General features: G+C 41.0%; 19 protein-coding genes and 1 pseudogene. 6 read left to right on the top strand and 14 right to left on the bottom strand.

Features of this window, described 5'->3' with window-relative positions; translation table 11 throughout:
• Window positions 1-6 precede the first annotated feature (6 nt).
• The 12 genes from folB to QYZ87_09725 form a co-directional block, all read right to left on the bottom strand.
• Window positions 7-381: a dihydroneopterin aldolase gene (gene folB / locus QYZ87_09670; protein MDN4754781.1), complete on the bottom strand. Its 375-nt coding sequence runs from the start codon at window positions 379-381 to the stop codon at window positions 7-9.
• Entirely contained in the window at window positions 365-1456 is a 1092-nt protein-coding gene (locus QYZ87_09675) for a bifunctional 3-deoxy-7-phosphoheptulonate synthase/chorismate mutase type II (protein MDN4754782.1), read from the bottom strand. Before QYZ87_09675 ends, folB begins: the two co-directional genes overlap by 17 nt.
• Before the next feature lie 3 nt (window positions 1457-1459).
• Complete coding sequence (locus tag QYZ87_09680) at window positions 1460-2497, bottom strand: DHH family phosphoesterase (GenBank protein MDN4754783.1); 1038 nt, start codon at window positions 2495-2497, stop codon at window positions 1460-1462.
• A complete protein-coding gene (locus QYZ87_09685; GenBank protein MDN4754784.1) occupies window positions 2494-3774 on the bottom strand; it encodes a DEAD/DEAH box helicase in 1281 nt (426 codons plus the stop codon). Before QYZ87_09685 ends, QYZ87_09680 begins: the two co-directional genes overlap by 4 nt.
• Window positions 3775-3859: 85 nt before the next feature.
• A complete protein-coding gene (locus QYZ87_09690) occupies window positions 3860-4657 on the bottom strand; it encodes a hypothetical protein (GenBank protein MDN4754785.1) in 798 nt (265 codons plus the stop codon).
• A 4-nt stretch (window positions 4658-4661) separates the two neighbouring features.
• Complete coding sequence (locus tag QYZ87_09695) at window positions 4662-7100, bottom strand: putative porin (GenBank protein MDN4754786.1); 2439 nt, start codon at window positions 7098-7100, stop codon at window positions 4662-4664.
• A gap of 2 nt (window positions 7101-7102) precedes the next feature.
• Window positions 7103-8449: a dihydroorotase gene (locus tag QYZ87_09700; GenBank protein MDN4754787.1), complete on the bottom strand. Its 1347-nt coding sequence runs from the start codon at window positions 8447-8449 to the stop codon at window positions 7103-7105.
• Between the two features lie 4 nt (window positions 8450-8453).
• Entirely contained in the window at window positions 8454-9218 is a 765-nt protein-coding gene (locus tag QYZ87_09705) for a polyprenol monophosphomannose synthase (protein ID MDN4754788.1), read from the bottom strand.
• An 18-nt stretch (window positions 9219-9236) separates the two neighbouring features.
• On the bottom strand, window positions 9237-9596 hold the full coding sequence (locus QYZ87_09710; protein ID MDN4754789.1) for a hypothetical protein: 360 nt from the start codon (window positions 9594-9596) through the stop codon (window positions 9237-9239).
• Window positions 9593-9922: a septum formation initiator family protein gene (locus QYZ87_09715; protein MDN4754790.1), complete on the bottom strand. Its 330-nt coding sequence runs from the start codon at window positions 9920-9922 to the stop codon at window positions 9593-9595. The genes QYZ87_09710 and QYZ87_09715 overlap by 4 nt, the downstream gene beginning before the upstream one ends.
• 452 nt (window positions 9923-10374) lie before the next feature.
• Window positions 10375-11367: an IS3 family transposase gene (locus QYZ87_09720; protein MDN4754791.1), complete on the bottom strand. Its 993-nt coding sequence runs from the start codon at window positions 11365-11367 to the stop codon at window positions 10375-10377.
• Window positions 11364-11753 carry a transposase gene (locus QYZ87_09725; protein ID MDN4754792.1) on the bottom strand — a complete coding sequence of 130 codons (390 nt, stop codon included), beginning with the start codon at window positions 11751-11753 and terminating at the stop codon, window positions 11364-11366. The genes QYZ87_09720 and QYZ87_09725 overlap by 4 nt, the downstream gene beginning before the upstream one ends.
• A 289-nt stretch (window positions 11754-12042) precedes the next feature.
• On the opposite strand from QYZ87_09725, the gene QYZ87_09730 reads away from it, so the two are divergent.
• From QYZ87_09730 to QYZ87_09755, 6 genes are all read left to right on the top strand, one after another.
• Complete coding sequence (locus QYZ87_09730) at window positions 12043-13098, top strand: chorismate-binding protein (protein MDN4754793.1); 1056 nt, start codon at window positions 12043-12045, stop codon at window positions 13096-13098.
• 9 nt (window positions 13099-13107) lie between these two features.
• Window positions 13108-14736: a 2-succinyl-5-enolpyruvyl-6-hydroxy-3-cyclohexene-1-carboxylic-acid synthase gene (gene menD / locus QYZ87_09735; GenBank protein MDN4754794.1), complete on the top strand. Its 1629-nt coding sequence runs from the start codon at window positions 13108-13110 to the stop codon at window positions 14734-14736.
• Window positions 14737-14767: 31 nt separating this feature from the next.
• Window positions 14768-15592, top strand: coding sequence for a 1,4-dihydroxy-2-naphthoyl-CoA synthase (menB, locus tag QYZ87_09740; GenBank protein MDN4754795.1), 825 nt, complete (start codon window positions 14768-14770; stop codon window positions 15590-15592).
• Window positions 15593-16654, top strand: coding sequence for an o-succinylbenzoate synthase (locus tag QYZ87_09745; GenBank protein MDN4754796.1), 1062 nt, complete (start codon window positions 15593-15595; stop codon window positions 16652-16654).
• 19 nt (window positions 16655-16673) lie between these two features.
• Window positions 16674-17774: an AMP-binding protein gene (locus tag QYZ87_09750; GenBank protein ID MDN4754797.1), complete on the top strand. Its 1101-nt coding sequence runs from the start codon at window positions 16674-16676 to the stop codon at window positions 17772-17774.
• 241 nt (window positions 17775-18015) lie between these two features.
• Complete coding sequence (locus QYZ87_09755) at window positions 18016-19356, top strand: hypothetical protein (protein MDN4754798.1); 1341 nt, start codon at window positions 18016-18018, stop codon at window positions 19354-19356.
• 543 nt (window positions 19357-19899) lie between these two features.
• Here the strand turns inward: QYZ87_09755 and QYZ87_09760 are convergent.
• Together QYZ87_09760 and QYZ87_09765 are read right to left on the bottom strand one after the other, a co-directional pair.
• Window positions 19900-20046 (bottom strand): annotated as a pseudogene (locus tag QYZ87_09760) (Cas9 inhibitor AcrIIA9 family protein).
• Between the two features lie 24 nt (window positions 20047-20070).
• A complete protein-coding gene (locus QYZ87_09765; GenBank protein ID MDN4754799.1) occupies window positions 20071-20637 on the bottom strand; it encodes a hypothetical protein in 567 nt (188 codons plus the stop codon).
• Window positions 20638-21026 lie beyond the last annotated feature (389 nt).

Raw genomic sequence — 21026 nt, forward strand, 5'->3', positions numbered from 1 at the left:
CGATTTTTAGAAGGATGCTTCTGCCGTGAATGATATTCCAGCTCCTTGGAATCCAGCGATTGGGGGCATCAGTTTGGTTAGAGTAATCTCGGCACTTGTAATCTGCGGAAATCTTATATTGAGATTTTTCAGGATCCTATAGCAAACCTCCTCTAAGAGTGGAGTAGGGGTCGCCATCTCCTCTTTGAGGATTTCATAGATGAGTGCGTAATTGATGGTCTTATCAAGGTCGCCACTCTTCATCGCTGTTACAGCAGAAAAGTGTACTGTGAGATCAATCTCAAAGTCATTTCCAGTGATTTTCTCATGAGGCATTACACCATGATGAGAAAAGAAGCGTACGTGAGACAACTTAATATAACTATCATTTATTTTCATCATTTATCTGTATTTGCTTTTGAATTGAGGTAGAATCCTTATGAATCTCCTCGAAAAGGGTTTGGCTTAAAGTGGTTGGAACATCGTATTTCTCGGATAGCTGGTTGAAGAGACTCTTAGTCCGTCTATACCTTTCGGGTTGGAAAGGGGAGTAGCTGTTAGCTATTTTGACTTCACCTATGGCCTTACTTATTTCTCGACGTTTTGAAATCAGTCTGATCAGCTCATCATCCAGATGGTCTAGTTCCTTGCGATAGAGATTTATAATATCTTCTGGAGAAGCTGGGGTATTGATTAGATGGCTGATCTCTCTGGGAGTTATTTGTTGCTTAGCATCACTCCATGCGACCTCAGGATTGTGGTGGGACTCAATCATAAAGCCATCATAATTTAGACTCATGGCCTTATGAATCAATGGATGTAGAAATTCCCTAGACCCAGCGATATGGCTTGGGTCAAAGTAGAAGGGGATGCCGGGCGTCATTTTCTTAAACTTAATTACCTCGTCCCAAAGAGGAGGGTAACGCAGTTCCTCTTTTTTACCCATATCAAAACCTCGGTGTAGGACTGCAATCTTAGAAAGTCCTGCATTTATCAAGCGAATGATCGCTCCCTTCCATAGATCCAATGAGGGTGAAAGAGGGTTCTTTATTATAATAGGTATATCTGAGTCTTTGAGTAAACTAGCTAATTCCGAAATGGCGAACGGGCTGGATGTGGTGCGTGCACCTATCCATATATAATCCATTTTATACTCTAGAGCCAATGCTGCCTGTGACATGGTACCGACCTCGCAGCCCACTAACATATCAGTTTGTGCTCTTACCTCTTGTAACCAAGATAAAGCTTCCTCCCCAATACCTTCAAAGCTATTGGGGTACGTGCGAGGTTTCCAAACTCCAGCCCTAAAGATATTCACCCCCTCAGCTTTTAATTCACGAGCTGTGGTCAATAATTGCTCCGGACTCTCAGCACTACATGGACCTGCGATAATTATAGGGTGCTGATGACTAATCTTCGCAGGATCCCATAAAGGATCCGAACGAAAGTTCAGCAAACGTTCTTCATTCACCTGCATGACTTACTCTTTATCCTTATTCGTAGGGTGCATAATCTTAAGGGCTTCGCAAACCATCTTATATACTCCACCTATTGAATCATAGACTTCAGCACCTGATGCATTGCAATGTCCACCTCCATTGAAAAACTTTTTGGCAAATTCATTTGTATGAAATGATCCTTTGGAGCGTAGAGAAATCTTAGTGTATTTAGACATCTCATGCAGAAATATCGAAAAGTCAATATCCTTAGCAGATAATGGCTCATTAACAATACCTTCTGTATCTCCAACTTGATAATTAAACATCTGCTTCTCTTTCATACTTATAGTGATAATAGCCGCACGGTATTGAGGAAAAAAAGTTAGATTATTATTTAGAAGATGAGCGTTCAAGCGAATTTTATCAATGGAGAAGCTCCTATTAATGTGATTCGAAATTTTGTCCTTCTCAATTCCTAAATCTAGGAGTTCTGATATGGTTGTATATATCTTTGGGTCTCCAGAATTGTAATTAAATCCACCAGTATCGGTCATCATGCCCGTATATATTGCTTCTGCTATTTCTTTGTCCATGTATCTTTTCCACCCTATCTTTTCTATCAATTGGTATGCTAAAAGGCAGGTGGATGAGAGAGATGGATAAGAGATGATAATATCAACAAAGTCGGATGGATGAAGATGGTGGTCGATTAAAACCTTGAATGCTGATGATGAGGTAACATCATTAGCCAAAAACTCAACACGCTTAGCTTCATTGAAGTCCATGCAGAAGATGGTATCACACGTTTTAAGGAGTCTTTTCGCCTCTTTCTCGTTATCTTTTGCGATGATAGCATCAACAGCACCAGACAAAAAAGAGAGGTTTTCGGCAAAGGAAGTCGGATAGATAACAGATGTCTGATGTCCAAGTTTTTGTAATAATCTTGATAGTGCTAAAGTAGAGCCTAACGCATCTCCATCAGGGGAAACGTGTCCAAGTAATACGATATTACGAGGTGTTGATAAATGGTCTTTAATTCTCTCAAGGTCTTGAATGTTAAATGCTATCTTATGGCTCATATTTTATTACTCTCTTGATTACTTTTCTTTTTCCTGCCCCAATTCTTCTTTTTTCTTTTGGGTGAATGGTGTTCATTAGTAGTCTTATCACTTTCAGCTCTATTACTAGATGACTTTTGTTGTCTATTCTGTTGATTATTAGACTTATGAACGCCTTTCCTTCCAGATGATTGACGGGGCTGACTTTCCTTTTGTTCGGCAAACCCTTTTGGTAATTGATTACGAGTAAGAGTATAGCCGAGAAAGTCCTCTATATCAATAAACCGAGCTTTGTCCTTATTGTTCACAAGAGTGATTGCGGCTCCTGCTTGTTCGTCACCTCTAGCAGTCCTACCAATACGATGCACATAATCTTCAGGGTCGCTTGGGACATCAAAGTTTACAATCAAGCCGATGTCAGTAACGTCTATGCCTCTAGAGATAATATCTGTAGCGACGATGATATTGATGTGTCCAGCCTTGAAGCTGCGCATCACCCCTTCACGCTCCTCTTGTCCTAGGTCTGAGTGCATCTCACTCACCTTAAATTGATTCATGGAGAGCAGCTTCTTTGCCTGCTTGACTCTATCCTTTGAGGCAAAAAATACGATACACTTGCTTGGATTCTTTTGTTTGAATATCTCAATTAATAGTCCTAACTTATCATCATCGTTACAGAAATAAACGCTCTGATCGATGGATTCTGGGGGTCTTGAAATAGCGATATTTACTTCTTCTGCATCCTTTGCGATTTGCTTTGCTAGCTTTCTGATCTTATCAGGCATGGTTGCTGAGAACATGATGGTCTGAACATCGGGGGGAAGTAATTTATACACTTCTAGGATATCATCATGAAATCCCATATCCAACATTCGGTCCGCTTCATCGAGGACGAAGAAGCTCACTCTTGATAGATCTACGGTGTCCAGTCCTATATGAGAGAGCAACCGCCCAGGTGTCGCTATGATTAGATCTGCCCCCATCTTAAGAGCTCTTCGCTGTTGCTCCCATTCAACTCCTCCTGTACCTCCATAGATGGGCACTGCACTAACCCCAACAAAGTATGAGAAAGCATCCACCTGTTGGTCGATTTGTTGTGCTAACTCTCTTGTTGGAGCCATAATGATGACATTGACGTAATCACTAGGATATTCTCCCGTAGCTAATTCGCTGAGGATGGGCAATAAAAAAGCAGCTGTCTTGCCTGTCCCAGTCTGGGCACAAGCGATTACGTTCTTCCCATTTAGTATATGTGGTATGGATGCAACTTGGATGGGGGACGGCTTCTTAAAATTCATTGCATCTAACCCATCTAATACGTTAGGATCGAGTCCAAAATCGTAAAAAGAAATATTATTATTACTTTCCAATGTGATTTTATATCTAATTGTTTTTAAATATCTTTTGCCACTCAGGGCTATTCCTTTTCTCAAGGATTCTTTTATTGAGCCTTTTGAGTAGCAGGGTGTCTTTCTCATTAACCAACCAGACTTGCTGGGTGTCAATGGTTATGTTTTTTGAAAGGTGTAGGGTGGAATCCATTTCGGCAATGGATGTAGCTAATTTGCTATTACATACTAAGTAATCTATATCGCCCTTTACAAGTAGTATGCCTAGCTGTAATGGTGATTCATTCCTCTCGTCTATCTTGATGGCTGGATAGCTTAATTCACTGAGATTTTCTAGCATTATTTTTGCCACTTTATCCTCTTCAGATATAGTTACGATCACCTCTTCGTTACCAGTGAACTTGCTTTCCCAATCGTTGTTTTCTGAATGGTAAAGAAGTGAAAACCTCGAGTGGTAGAGCCATTCTGTTGCGGTAATACCAGGATAATTATTTCTAGCAGAGTAGGGAAGGGAGGTCGCATAAATCTGTATTTCTCTATTCCTAAGGGCTTGGATAGCTTCGCCTCTTGTATTAAATGGCACCCATTCAAGAGAATCATCAGGGAGAAGTATAGTCATGAGTTGCATCTGATTCCCTCTAATCAATCCTATACTATCTATTCCAAATTCATGTGGAAATAAATCAACACCTACATTTATCAGATGATCATCTACTACAATTTTCTTTCGATTGTTAGTGAAAAAGGAGAATGCCCACAGAATAAGAGCAATAGTAAATATCCATACTCCGCTACTAATAATTCTTCTTTTGTCTCTATCTGTCAATGCCATATATTTAATTTCGAAGATCTATGGCTATACCAAGCCTAAAGAGTGGTGGGTAAAGTGGGTAGTAAGGCATAGAGAAATAATTGGGCCTGAACACCAGGGCTCCAATGTTGTAATACTTCACGAAAAATCGTGCACGCTTTAGGTGAACATTAGCGTACGCAGAGAGTAGAGGTGCTTCACCTCCAATCTGTACCTTATCTTGAGGCATAAATAGCTGAGTACTTGGTTCGTAGTAAGGTGCATAATATTTAGTATGCCATTTCGCATCCACTCCGAGTTGAAGGGTCATCACTTTAGCAATTAATGTCTGAATGTAAAAGTTGGAGTATATAGCCCATTCTGGGAGTGGAGTGATATTGTCATTACTTGATTTTTGCCAGACCACATTATTCTCCCAATTCAGAATACTCCATGATAGCTTCTGATCAAGCCCTATTGCTAGCACTCTGGAGTTCGTTTTTACCTGTTCGGGTTCAGCTTTTTCATTCACTTTGATAGGGTTTTGTAGGGTCTCAACATTAGCATGGATCCTTGTCTTCGTAAAAGGAACGATAAGTTCCCCTCCGAGTCTCATGACCTGAATCATATCCAGTTCCTGTTGCCACTCATGGATGCTAGCCTTGTAGTGACGGAGGAAGTAGGATGGGGGAGTGTTTAGGATATCAATGGTTGCTCTTGCGGCCACGTCCTTCTTAAGAATCTTTAGGCTCGTAGTCAACTCGCCACTAATTTCCATTTCACCAGCTTGTGCACCGGCTACTCCTATTTGTCCCCATATGTAGTACTTAAAGTATTTAAAAGAATTACTACTAATCCGACCACCGACATATGTGGTGTTTTGTTTTTCTTTAATGACTTCCTGTTCTACCTCCAGCCTTTCCGCATCATCCTTATTCATTAGCGGTTGTTTATATTCCTCATGGTCGTATGCCACGAAGGCAGCGATACCCATTTTTGCCCACTTATGAAATCCTTCCATTAATTCTATACCTAAGGTATTCGAAATTTTCATCGCGTAAAAACGATCATTTGGGAAAAACTTACTTCCATTAGGTCTTGGGATAATAGGATCAGGATACAACTCAGAGAAGACAGGGTCTTGTGAAACCCAACTTCTACGACCCTTCTGGAAAGAGATATCATGGAATATATTCGTCACAGGTATGAATACCCTTGTCGGCTTCTCCTCCTTATTCTCGTTTTCATCATCATTTTCAGTTAAAGCCTGACCAGATGATTTTCCGGCTCTCTTTCTCACTGGAGGGGCAATTTTTTCATCCTTATCTTTATCCTTTAGTGGTGGTTCATCTTCGGTATCATCAGGTTTACTTGGCACATCATTGAGTGAGTGCTCATCCTCATTCTCTTCATCCTCTGAATCCAGAGTCTTCTTATCACTGGTTTCGGTAGAGTCCTTCCCGAGTTCCTCAGTAACCTCTTCTGGCGGGGTAGGAGCTTCTAATAGTTCGGGGTCGGCACCTGTCTCATCAGGTATTTTAATATCTGGAAGTGGAGGAGTAGACATTTGTCCTCCTTCTTGAGGACCCACTTCATTTACCTTTTGAGTATTGTCAATAATATTGCCATCATCGTCTAGTTTTTTGTAAAAGCCTAGACTATATTTGTGATGAAATCTTCCTTCTCCATATACAACCCTGTTCCATGTGGATTTATATTTAGTAGGGATATCCTTTGGTAATAGTTTCCTTTTACCATCGGCAAAGTCGTTTGGGTTTGTTATGAATCGAGGATCTGTGATTCCCCCATTTTCTTGATTAATAGTATTCGTGTTACCGATAGATGCGTATGCTTTGTATCTATCCCCTTCGTAGGATCCAAACAATCGGTAAGTGATATTTTTTGCCTTTGTAAATGCATAATAGCCGTTAGCATAATCTATATCAACATCCCCTCCAAAAGTCCACTTAGGACCGAGATTAGAACTGAACTTAAAGTTGAAGTTCTGCTCTTTATTTTGATCAGCTCCTCCCTGAGTGTATTTAATAAATGTGTAAGGAACCTTAACATTATACCATTGCTGCTGCTTTCCACGATGAATGAGATGCTCGTATGGATTCGTGAAATAAAACTCGTCCCATTTATTTAGTGGGCGATCAAAGTAAATCTTAGATTGATAAGGCGAAGCATATGTCCCATTGTAGGATTCTGCTATGCTAAGTCCTTCGATGAAGGCTCTATGAAAGTAATTCAGCTTTATAGTATCTACAAAAGCTAACTTCTTATCTCCTAATCTCTTCATCAGATAAAAGGAGGTCATATTATCTCCGTGCCGATCAGCATCTGAATCGTCATACGTATCTTCCTTCTCTCTTCTATTCTTCAGCTGTTTGTCCATATCTATCTGAGCGAAAGATAGATTTGGCACGAATAAGATAAAAGCCATTAGGATAATAGGCTTAAGAAACCATTGTGACCCCTTCATACTTATTGATCTTTGCTAAATGTAAGCGGCATCGCACATCCCTTACTTTCTTCCAAAATTCTACCATCCTCAAGTGATAGAACACCATTAACGAAAACGTGTTGTACACAATTATGGAATGTCTGCCCTTCAAGTGGACTCCATCCACATTTACTTGCGATATTATCTTTCTCAACCGTCCATGATTTGTTTGGATCAATTAAGGTGATATCAGCAAAGTACCCAACATCTAAGTACCCTCTATTAATTACCTTAAATCTATCCGCAGGAGTGTGGCACATCACTTCTACCACTCTCTCAAGTGATAAGATACCCTCTCTGACTAACTCTAGCATCATTAGTAGTGAGTATTGGATGAGAGGTCCACCAGATGCAGCCTTTAGGGCTCCGCCTTCCTTTTCTTCTGCTAAGTGAGGCGCATGATCTGTCGCAACAATGCTTATAACACCATCTCGCACCGCTTCCCTAAGTGCATCTCTGTCTGAAGTCTCTTTTATAGCAGGATTCCACTTGATTTTGGTACCCAACCTATCGTAATCAGATTTATCAAACCATAGATGATGTACACAGACCTCTGCCGTAATATGTGTAGGGGAATTTTTAATCAGTTCTACCTCCTCAGCTGTAGATAAGTGCAGTATGTGCAGGTTGGCATTGGACTCTTTTGCTAAGTTTATCGCCTTAGTGCTACTAGCAATGCAAGCTTCACGACTCCTAATGTTAGGGTGGTACTTTACATCAGGATCCTCTCCGTACATGTCAATGTACTTTCCTTTGTTCTTCCGAATGATCTCCTCGCTTTCACAGTGTGTGGCTACGATGCCGTTAGTCTCTTGAAATATTGACTGCAGAGACCTCTCGTTATCTACCAGCATATTCCCTGTGGAAGCTCCCATGAATACTTTCACCCCTGGTACGTGTTCATTTTTACTCATCTCTTTTATGAAATGGGTATTATCATTTGTCGCCCCGAAGTAAAAGGCATAGTTAGTCCATGCTTTTTCAGCACCGATAGCCATTTTATTTACCCAGTCTTCAGGTGTAGTAGTTTGAGGTTTGGTATTAGGCATATCCATAAAGCTAGTAACACCACCCAATAGAGCAGCACGGCTTTCGGTATATATATCGCCTTTGTGAGTCAGACCAGGATCGCGAAAATGAACTTGATCATCAATAACACCAGGAATGCAGATAAGACCCGTAGCATCAAGTGTTTTCTCAACGTGAGGCAATTCCTCTTCGTTATGATATATATGTCCTATTCTGTTACCTTCTATGAGTATTGAAGCCCCTTCAACTTTCTTACCTCTATTTATTAGAGTGCAATTTTTTATTAATATCTGTGCCATCCTACTAACCCTCTATCATTCTATTTCCTTTCTTAGGATACGTCTTAGTCATTCCCCACCATCTTAATTTTATCACTCCGAAGAATGCTTCACCAAAGATTGAGCTATTCATTTTGCTGGTACCATGAACTCTATTTACAAAGACTATAGGCACTTCCACTATATTAAATCCACAAAGCTTAGCTGTGTACTTCATCTCAATCTGAAAGGCGTAACCCTTGAAGTGAATCTCATCTAAAGGCATTGTCCGAAGTACCTCCGCACGATAACAAACAAACCCAGCAGTGGCGTCATTGATCTTCATTCCCGTAACTATTCTTACATACTTGGATGCAAAATAACTCATGAGGACCCTTCCGAGAGGCCAATTCACAACATTAACCCCTTTGACATACCTTGAACCAATAGCTACATCAGCACCTTTCAACGCACATGCTTCATAGAGTTTAGGTAGATCCTTAGGGTTGTGGCTGAAGTCAGCGTCCATCTCAGTGATGTAGTCATAATTCTTTTCGAGAGCCCACTTAAAGCCTGCAAGATAAGCTGTCCCCAAGCCCAGTTTTCCTGAACGTTCTAGGATGAACACCCTTTTAGGGTACTCTGCCATCATACGCTTGACCTCGTCGGCTGTTCCGTCTGGTGAATTATCATCGACAATTAGGATATCAAAAGTTTCTTCAAGAGAAAGAACTGCCTCTATGATAGCCCTGATATTTTCTATTTCGTTGTATGTGGGAATGATTACTAACTTGCTGTCTGTATTTTCCATGATTTGACGCTGAGATAATTATTTTGATGCTGTGGAATCTTTGACGAATGAAGAGTAAACGAAAAATACTGTAGCGATTATGAATATTGGAAGCCAAGTACCTGATTTTTGAATCATAAACCCACCAGAAACGAAGTATAATAGTGAAGATAAGAGCTGCATGCGTTCTAGTCTCCTAGCCCTAAAGCTTTCTTTCTCTTCCTGCTGAAAGGCAATGATCAGAAAAGATATGGACATTAATAACCCTCCAGATGCCACTAACCATCCTGCTATCCCTTTTAATTCTAGCCAAATAATAGCTCCTACTGCCACTAAGATTGCTCCAATGACAAAAAGGATAGTAATAAATTTGGATGATATTTTTTTGCTACTTTTCATTTATCTCCGTCAATTATATAAATGTCTTCGTCCTTCTCTTTCATCAAAAACTCTTCTCTAGCGAATTTCTCAAGCATTAACTTGTCAGAGTGAAGTTGTTCTAAGCCTTTTTTATTCGTTTCAATATTCTCAATGAGCTCCTTTTTCTCTTTCTCCAGAGAGCTGATCCTACGGCTTAGTTTGATTTGATTCCATACGCTATAGTCACTCGGGAAGACGAAAGTGATCAAAAAAATGATCAATGCCAGAAGATAAGGATTAACCCTTTTTATCCTCTGCCACTTATTTTGAAGCCAAGCTTTCATATCGTGTTTACCTTTTGACATACCTTATAACAAAGGTACCAATTTTTCGCTTTAAATATGGTACACATTTATAGTGCATAACCCAAGCTGTGCTATAAGACTATAATATTATTCACAAGCGATCACACTTTGATGGAAAAGTATGACTTGTTTATATATTACAATTATCTTTAATACAGTGTGTTATTGCTATTTGTTCTTGGTAAAAAGAGGCTCTTTTTCAATAAGATAAGTGGGTGAGATTTTTAGTTATATGAAAGAGAAATGCTTCTCATATGAAAAATATATTTTTCATATGAGAAGGAGAAATGTTTCCTATGAGAAGAATTTCATCCCCTTTATGCTATTCCTGAAAAAAGTGCACAGAAATTAATTAAAAACTGATGTTCTTTACACTATCGATATATTATCCCTAGGTGGGTATACAAATATAGTCATTTATCACGGGTGCCCCACACAAGCGTGCCACCCATTCAAAGGGTAGGCACAGCTTGTGCGTCATATAGATGAATGTCAGAGCTCCCACTATCACCCCCTATCTTATTAGATATTAATGGATTAGGGTGGTTCGCGATAAGCGTCTGCATAGGAGTCCCCATGCTCACACTACTATGTGGACGTGCTGTATTATACATTAACACCGAATTATCCAAGGCTCTTTCTGTCTCTTCAAAGGTCAATAAAGAAAAGTCGTAGAGCCAATCGTTTTTGATAGTACTATTTAGGCGTTCCGCCATTGAGTTATGTAGTGGATCCCCTGTCTGTGTCACGCTCGTTATGATACCCAAACTCGCTTCATACGACGTCATCTCTTTGGATACATACTGACTTCCTCGGTCACTATGAAAGATCAAACCTCGAACATCTAGGGAATGACCTTCATAAAATGACACGGTCTGCTTCAAGGCTTCGTGAGAACCTTTTGTAGTAAGGTTACGTTGTAGGCTATATCCCGTGATTATACGACTATACGCATCCATCGTAAGGGAGAGATAAACAAAACCTTCGGAGCACTTTAGGTGCGTAATATCTGAGACACACAAACGGCAGTGGGTTGGTGGAATATATTTCACCATCCTATTTACATGGTCCTCAAATCCGTGGTTTACTACACCAAACGTAGTTCTCGGGACCCCTCTTTTTCTCTTAGCTCGTAGCAATAAGTTATTGGCTCTAAGAATATCAAAGAATCTATCACGACCTATGACCATCTTCTCTCCAAAGTACTCTTTACAGAGCTGGTAAAGCTGATTTCCACCAGCTTTGGGCAAATGAGCTTTTTGTCTGAGATAGTGACAGTAGTAAACGATGGACCCTGAAAGAGCACTCAGTTCTTCCTCTTTACACTTACGACTGTGATCGTAGTTATAATAGCCACTACGACTAACATTAGCTAGAAGACACAACTCGCTGATACTAAACAGACCATTTTGGTCTTTAAAACCTTTTAGGAGAGTATCGATCACTTCAAATCGCTCTTTTTTTTTAAGTCTATATTATGCTTCTCTGCTACTTTTTCCAACAATGTCTTGTGAAATAATGCGTCCAACTCTGCTGTTCTTTTCGCTACTTTTAAACGAGAGTTTTCACGCTTTAACTCTAATAATTCTCGTCGTAATTCTTTCTCACTTTTGCTCATACCCTCTTCATTTACTAGGTTGTTTGATGGTGTTTCTACTCCAAAGATACTCAACCATTTATAAAGTGTAACACAGCCAATCTTATATCTTTTAGCTACATCTACTACTGAATCTCCAGTACAGAGAAGATCATTTACCACGAGATACCTAAATTCATTACTATAATACCTCGAATGTTGAGGATTCATTCTTTTTGTGCTTTTTTCTTCCATTACTTTTCTTCTTCTGCTTGTCCACTATTTCAGGATAGCACAAAGTCAGCTGGCAAATTCAGATATGTATTTCGCCGATAGTTGGATCTTCGTATTGTGAAGTTATTGAAATGCGTTTATTCATGCATGATTTTTGGGTGTGGGAGGTAACTTTTGTATTAATTGGTTATCTTTGAATTCTGATATACACTATTCTTAGTGCCACATCAAATATGAAGAGCATCCCAGATTGATAGATCATTAGGCTATAAATGGACCGATTGGATGCTAATAATGTTTTGAAAATTATATGCTTGTCAATTTAGATGAAGACTTGTCCCGAGTGGGGGCTTGGGTGTACTATAAGCTCCCTCATCAGGATACTATACATATTATAATCTCTGAGCATGCCCCGCTTGTGGCTGATTCATTTGTTCAGATAAATGATTTTGAAGGCTTTGTTATCGCACCGTTTGCCCTCACTTCTGATACTCCTCTTATATTGATCCATGGAAAAGAGCAAGTCGTGAGATTGGATGATCTTGCTCTGCCTATGATCTTTTCGTACGATCCTCTGGAGAAGAACGTGCAGGCTGAATTTGCAGCATACCAAAAGGACTTCTCTACCTTTATAGAAGCCCTGCACTGTGATATGTATAAGAAGCTGGTATTGGCGAGAAAGCATACAGTCGAATTAGATCGCCCTTTTGAGGCCGACGATCTGTTTGTCAAGGCTTGTCACGCCTATCCAGAGGCTTTTGTTTATCAGTTCGGTACAGAATATACCGGAATATGGATGGGTGCGACTCCCGAACCTTTGCTGGTGCGTGGTGGTGATGGTTCCTGTCATACTGTATCACTTGCGGGTACTGTGGAGCTTATGGACGACGACCTCAAGAGTCGTAAGAATACGCTGGAGCAAGCGGTCGTGACAGATTATATTTCCGATATACTTACTGAATTTGGTATTTCGTTTCAGAGGTCTGATCCATACAGCTTCGCGACAGCTCATCTCAAGCATCTGAAGACCGATTTTACTTTTCGGTTTCCTAATTCGATGCCCCTTCACCAACTTATTGAAGCACTCTATCCAACACCCGCTGTTTGCGGACTCCCTAAAGAGCAGGCTAAGCAATTTATATTAGATCATGAGTCAATGGATCGGAGTTATTATGCGGGATTTTTGGGACCGAAAAAACAAGGCGAAATCAATTTTTATGTCAATCTTAGATGCTTGCAGTCTGCCCCGAACAGCCCACAGATACACATGTATGCCGGTGGCGGACTCCTGAAATCATCTAATCTCAATGATGAGTGGATGGAGACAAATGATAAGATTAATACTTTGCTCTCTCTGATAAAATAGAAATAACAGATGTACTCCGACAAAAAAAAAATTATTCATCTATGTGCATTGCTCAAGGCTCATGGGGTCAATGAAGTAGTCCTCTGTCCTGGTAGTCGTAATGCTCCGATCGTTCATTCATTGTCTCAGGATTCGGATTACAGTTGCTACTCTATAACGGATGAGCGTAGTGCGGGATTCTTTGCTATCGGACGCATCCTGGAGACGAAGCGGCCTGTAGCTATTTGCTGCACTTCGGGGTCCGCAGCTCTCAACTTTCACCCTGCGGTATCGGAGGCTTTTTACCGTAAGCTGCCGCTTATCGTCATCACGGCCGATCGTCCACGTGCATGGATTGGTCAGATGGACGGTCAGACACTCCCGCAACCTATGGTCTATGGCACTCTGGTAAGGATGTCTGTCGATCTACCTGAGGTTCAAACAGCAGAGGATGAATGGTACTGCAATAGACTTATTAATGAAGCACTCCTCGAGAGCACTCATCATGACTGTGGACCTGTACATATTAATGTGCCTATATCGGAGCCTCTATTTCGATTTACGGAGAAGTCTCTTCCTACTGTGCGTGTCATCAGACGATATGATTGTATTGAACAGGACTTGTGTGACATCATATCTTCTGCTGAGCGATTGATGGTTATCAAGGGACAGGATGAACTTAATAACCAGGCAACCTTGCCGAAAAATGCACTGATCCTTTCTGAGCAAATAGGTAATCTCAATGGACAAAGACATATCGACAATTTTGATCAGGTGATCTATGCTTATCCTTCGGATCGTAAAAGTGAAATTGCACCTGATGTATTAATTACTTATGGTGGGTCTATCGTCTCTAAGCGCTTGAAGAAACTGATCCGAAGTTATCCACCTACTCATCATATCCATGTGTCACGTGAAGGGCGTGTAGTGGATACCTTTGCTTGTCAGACGATAGTAGCAGAGGTGCCGGCTGAGGATATACTCGCGGTTATCGAAGATACACATACGCACGAGAAGCCGTACACCCGTTATTGGTGGCAACGCTCTGATGATGTGAAGCGAAAGGGGGCGATGTTTGACTTTGGGTACTCAGAGATGTTTGCAGTAAAAAATCTTTTGAAACATTTACCCCATGATGCCGTCTTGCATCTGGGTAACAGTTCTGCTGTTCGGTATGCACAGCTATTTGAGATAGCAGAGGGCAATGATGTGTATTGTAATAGAGGGACCAGTGGTATCGAGGGGTCTCTTTCTACAGCCGTGGGTTTTGCTGCGGCATCTGATCGGATGAATGTATGCTTGATTGGGGATTTGAGTTTCTTTTACGATATGAACGGTCTATGGAATAGTTATGTTAAACCTAACCTCAGGATCATGATGCTTAATAATGGAGGGGGCGAGATCTTTCAGGCTTTGCCAGGACTAGAGATAACCGAGCGTACGCATGCCTTTGTGACGGCATCACACACGACATCAGCACAAGGGTGGGCAGAGCAGTTGGGATTTGAGTACCATGGAGTCCATTCGTCTAATGAGCTACAGGATGCAACGGAGAGACTGTTGTCTATACAAGCAGATAAGCCTATATTTGTAGAAGTCTTTACAGACAAGGACTCAGATGTGAGAATACTGAAGGACTACTACCATTCACTAAAATAATAACAATAATAATTATAATATAGATATACAAATGAGCACAAAAAGAGACTGGAAGGTCATCAAAGAGTACGAAGAGATTATTTTTGATTACTACGAAGGGATTGGACGTATCACGATTAATCGTGAGCGTTACCGCAATGCCTTTACGCCCACGACAACTGCGGAGATGAGCGATGCAATGCGTATATGTCGTGAGGATCCAGATATTAGTGTCGTGGTGATCACAGGAGCGGGAGATAAGGCTTTCTCATCAGGTGGTGACCAGAATGTCAAGGGGCGTGGCGGATATGTCGGAAAGGATGGTGTACCGCGTCTGAGTGTCTTGGATGTGCAGAAGCAAATACGCTCTATCCCTAAGCCTGTGATTGCTGCTGTCAATGGCTATGCCAACGGTGGCGGTCATGTCCTCCATGTGGTATGCGATCTGAGCATCGCATCGGAGAATGCCATCTTCGGACAGACCGGTCCGAGGGTAGGGAGCTTTGATGCCGGTTTCGGATCATCTTACCTCGCTAGGATCGTAGGACAGAAGAAGGCACGTGAGATATGGTTCCTCTGTCGTCAGTACAGTGCACAGGATGCACTGGAGATGGGACTGGTGAATAAGGTAGTACCTCTAGACCAGCTCGAAGATGAGTATGTGGCTTGGGCTGAAGAGATAATGATTCATAGTCCTCTGGCACTACGCATGATCAAGGCCGGACTTAATGCTGAACTGGATGGACAGGCGGGTATACAAGAGCTTGCTGGTGATGCTACAATGCTTTACTATCTCACTGATGAGGCTCAGGAGGGTAAGCAGGCTTTTTTGGAGAAAAGAAAACCAAACTTCAAACAATATCCCAAGCTACCCTAAATGAAAAGGATAATAAAGGGAGAGGTAATACCTGCAGAGCTGTCATTCATTCGCCCTGCAGGTACCTCCAGAGGTATATATACCAAGCGTAAGCTGTGGTATATATACCTCTATTCGGATGATGGGTCAGTGGGTATAGGGGAGTGTGCACCGCTCCCTCAGCTTAGTTGTGATGATATTCCGGACTATGCAGATAAACTTCGAGAGGTTGTCGCGACCACACTGCGTACGCAAATTGTAGATCGGGAGGGATTACGGTCCTTTCCTTCTATGCTCTTTGGGCTGGAGACAGCCGTCAGACATCTTGAGTGTTCGTCCTTTGCATTGTGGAACACCCCTTTTGCGAGAGGTGAAGAGGGAATCGTTATCAATGGACTCATATGGATGGGGGACTATGACTACATGAAAGAACAGATCGAGGAGAAGATAGCACAAGGCTTTCGGTGTATCAAGCTCAAGATAGGGGCTATTGACTTCGAGAAGGAGCTTTCGCTACTCCAGATGATACGACATGACTTCGACAGGAGTCAGATAGAGCTGAGGGTGGATGCCAATGGTGCTTTCGCCCCCGACGAAGCGTTGAGCAGGCTGGAGCAGCTGAGTGGATTGGACTTACACTCAATTGAACAGCCGATTCGTCAAGGTCAGTATGGTGCGATGAGACGACTGTGTGCTGAGAGTCCACTGCCCATAGGTTTTGACGAAGAACTGATTGGTGTCAATGCCTATAATGATAAGGTGAGACTGCTCGAAGAGCTAAAACCACAATACATCATCCTCAAGCCCTCTCTACATGGCGGCATTAGTGGATGTAATGAGTGGATAGGGATTGCACGGTCTATGGGAATCGGGTGGTGGATTACTTCCGCGCTGGAGTCCAATGTGGGTCTCAATGCTATCGCTCAGTATGCTGAACGTCATGATCTGCAGATGCCTCAGGGGCTAGGGACGGGCAAGCTCTTTACGGACAATGCTACCATTCCACTGGAGATTAAAGGTGATCGGTTGTGGTTTAACCCTCTCGAAGTACTTCCGGCGACTAAGGAAATCCTGCCATTATGATGATTTGATCTGAGTAAAAATGTCTCGATTTGTTACAAATATTGTAGAGCAGATCCTATACCTTAGGGGCGAAGAGTTTACTGCTGAGGACTGTAAAAGGGGACTACAGTGTAGTACTGATGATCGCAGTGTTATTTTGGCCCTTTTCCTTGAAAGGTGGTTTGATGCTAGTCCTACGATTGAGGTGAAGACCTCAGGATCAACTGGGACACCAAAGGTCCTTAAGGTAGAAAAAAAGCACATGATTCAAAGTGCGGTAGCGACCTGTACTTACTTTGATCTACAGAGAGGAGATCGGGTGTTGCTTCCACTTCCTCTGGAATATATATCTGGGATGATGATGGTGGTGAGAGCTCTTGTGGCAGGTCTTGAACTGTACATCGTTCCTCTATCGTCTCATCCGATGTCGTCAGTGTCTGATGGGCAGGATTTTCGGTTTATCCCCATGACTCCTATGCAGCTTAGCTGTACTTTAGAGGTGGACCAAGAGCGTAGTAGATTGGATAATGTGGAGATTATACTCCTTGGTGGAGGAGTGGTGCCAGTGAAGCTCGAAAGAGATGTGGAGACTCTCAAGAGTGCTGTATATAGCAGCTATGGAATGACTGAGACACTGTCTCATATAGCGCTAAGACGGGTTAATGGTTCTGATCGAAGCGACTATTACACACCACTTGAAGGTGTACATCTGTCATTGTCTGAGGATGATACTCTGGTCATCAATGCCCCTAAGATCTCGTCACAGGTATTGGTGACTAATGATATTGCGGACCTATCCTCGGACGGCACGTTTACGATAGAGGGGCGAAAAGATAATGTAGTCAATAGTGGTGGTGTCAAGATTCATCTAGAGAAGGTAGAAGAGATGATCCGTAGGGTGTTGCCCCTGCCATTTGCTCTGACTTCTATTCCTGACGATATACTAGGTGAGAGGTTGGTGATGCTGATAGAAAAGCATAGTGATATCGATCTGCCGATGATCAAGGAAGAAATCAAGGGTGTACTGCCGTCTATCCAAACACCGAAAGAGATCTATCTCATCACATCGATACCGATGACTGAAACGGATAAAATCAATAGGAAGGCATGTAAGGAGATTGCTTATTCTAAGAGTAAGTAAAACGCACTGTTCCTTACTTTAAAGAGGATAGGTAGGGCTTATCGCATCATAAACAGGAAGATAATGTCATAAGGCAAGTAAGTTAGAGGGAATGTTGGCAATCAGTAAAATATAAATATCAGAATGTCAGTGAGGTATAAGTTGCTATGTATTACACTGTTAAAGGTTGATATTTGGCAGTGTAAAAGACAAAAATTTGGACTTATAGGTCGAAATGAATAAGGGATAATAAATAATAATTATGTCAAAAGTTGCAGGTTACTTTTTAATCTTAAATAAAAGCAGGTATTTTTCCTTTCAGGAGAATAAATATGATATATTTGCCGAACCTGTCCCGGAGTTTAGTCATCCGAGGCATGTTCCATTAGTCTGTTTTATTACAAATGAATCTGAGAAAATAACTCATATAGGACTGGGAAAACGTGGCGTACGTGCAGGAACAGACTTACGAAGACTTAATATAGAAAATATATTTGAGCTCAAGAATCCGGTTTCTGCTATCAAGATAGCTAATACTACAGGTTCTAGAGTGAAATCGCATCTGATTAATAAGATAAACTCAGGTGGGCTCTTTTCTCCTAAAAGCTTTGACGAATTTCTTAGTGGATTCTTAAAAAAATCCCCTGAAACAATTTCATTCTTAGATAAATACTCCAAAAGTAGGCAATTAAGGATTTCAAGACTCTCTAAGAATGTAAAAAAATCTTTAGCAGAGCAAAAGGAAGCTGTGTTAACAGAGATGAATATTGCCGGGATAGATAAGGATAATGCACAAGGGTGGGATTATGATCAGACCGAAAAGCCTTCATCGTTTCTTGATGGTATTTCTCAAGTTAGACTTCGGGAGGATTCTATGATAATAAATGATTTATCTAACATTCCTGGCTTTGATTTAATCAAATCAACAAAATATTCATCTTCAGTATTTGAAAATGATAAAACGCGTCTCACAGTCTTACTGGCAAATAGATTACCATTAGAAGAACATTTAGGAACTGATTTAATTTATTTCAATGAAGATTTTAAGTGCTTTATTATGGTTCAATATAAAACTATGGAAATGATAGGAGATAAATTTGTTTTTAGGCTTCCTAATTTGCAATTTACAAAAGAGATATCTCGAATGGATTTAATAATCCAATCCTTAAAATCAACAAGAGGAAATGGATCTATACATGATTATAGATTTAATGAGAATCCATTTTTTATTAAGATTTGCCCAAAGTTAGAATTTGACCCTGATAATGTTGGCTTAAGCTCTGGAATGTATCTACCTCTTGATTACATTAAAATGTTAGAAAAGGATGAGTGTGTTAAAGGTGAACGTGGCGGAAAAGCTATTTGTTACGAAAATGTTGGACGATATTTAGATAATACGAGATTTAAAACTATTGTAGAAGGAGGATGGATAGGAACAAATCAAAATCAATCCTTATTTATTAAAGAAATAATCAAAAATATTTTGGAGGAAGGGAGAACAGCTGTTCTCGCAATTAAGAAAAAGCTTGAAAACGATATTATTTCTGAACAATTTGAAGCAAATGAAGAGGGCTCAGATGATTTAGATAATTTACAATTTTAATGACGACATTAATTGAAAGGCTGGGAAATTGAAAAGAGATAATACATTATAGATCAATGACTAATGGAATATGAGCAACGCCATCTTTAGCATGTATGGGTTGAGGGTGTAGTAATTTACATGACACATATAAAGAAATCAATATAAAGAAAAATCTATATTTTCAGCACGAACGTTATATATTAAGATTTCTCACTTATATTGATTTAATTGAGGAGACTGTGTACTCAATTTGCATCTTTTTCGGATAACGTGATGTGAATGTTCCCACCGATGACAATGTGCAATACTGAATAACCTTTTTGTTGTGTATCCTCCTTGCTTTTGTCAATTATTCCATCGGGTTAGTATTGAAAAACCTGTGATGGGTAAGCCCAAACTGATGTGTGTCGTAACCATAGGCATAAAACTTGTCAAGTTAAGTTTCTTCGTTTTAGGCAGTCAGTCGCTGGGTGATTTGTCCGATGTTGTGTTGGACAAGGCTCACGATTTGGTCGTGGTACTCGGTGGTGGAGTTGCAGACTCCACGACTTTGGATGACTTCTTATAGACTTCGGTGAGAATGGAGGTAATACACTCCTCAATGCTCTTATGCTCCTTTGTTAGATTAGAGGCAAATAGAGGGTCGGTCATAGCCCTCTGATTGAGGTACTCCGTGATTACTCTGGTGAAATGCTCTGAACCTTTCATATCTCTTTCTACTTTCGTGGGTGATTACTGCTTAGGGATTTCTACGATGTGGTTCACCTGTCCAATGAGGAGATTTCTCAGACTGGTGCGGTCAGGGGCGTAATACTCTGCCCAATGTCCATACTGATTGACGAGGTACTTCTTGAGGACATCAAGGAAGTCAAATCTGTAGACTTGAAGCGGGGCGGTGCGGAAGTAGCTGTTACTATTCACTGCTTCAGCGAGCCAATTCTTCTCCTCACGGCTCATCAGTCCGACTTTATTCAGCTTTACCCTTAGCTGGTACACCTTGCTCTCGGCAAGGCTCTCCAATGGGTTGGACTCCCAAGTCACAAACTTAGTCGCTACCTCACTTATCCCACTATTATTGCGGTAATGAGAGGAGGAGCAATTCCCTTTTTCTTTCATTGTCTGTTGCTTATTTACTTTCATCTTATCCATAGTGACATTTTTTTTGCGTCCAAAGGTCGGAGTATGCTGATCCCTTTTTGTGGCAGAGAAAAGGTAGAGGGCAAAGGCAGAGACAAGGTTTTGTGCGGAAATACTACCCCAAGTGGGGCTGGAGATTTCCGCAACAAACCAGAAGGGCATTGACCTTGACGAAGCCGATGCCCAATACTACCTTTGCCACTAAAAAAGGGAACAGCTGATACTCCCACCTACGCAACTCTATGTGGAACGAAATGGGGAGTTAAGAGAAAGCGTGGAGACAAGAAATGAGACGTTATACGCTTTGAATAGCGACAGCACCATGCAAAAACGACCTGCCAATTTGAGCATCGTAGAGAGGCTTGGCAGGTTCTACAGATCAGAAAAATAGTAGATCCTTTTTATGTACAAAATTAGTGTAGCAGAAAGTGTAGCAGAAAATAACCTTTTGATGAATACAAAACCCTATGTGTAGGTATTCAGCGGGAACCACCGTATAAGAGGAAAGTTGTTGTAAAACACTGTTTTACAACGACTTTTCATTGATTTGA

The sequence above is a fragment of the Porphyromonadaceae bacterium W3.11 genome (assembly GCA_030434245.1).
In the GTDB taxonomy this organism is placed as follows: Bacteria; Bacteroidota; Bacteroidia; order Bacteroidales; family Porphyromonadaceae; genus Porphyromonas_A.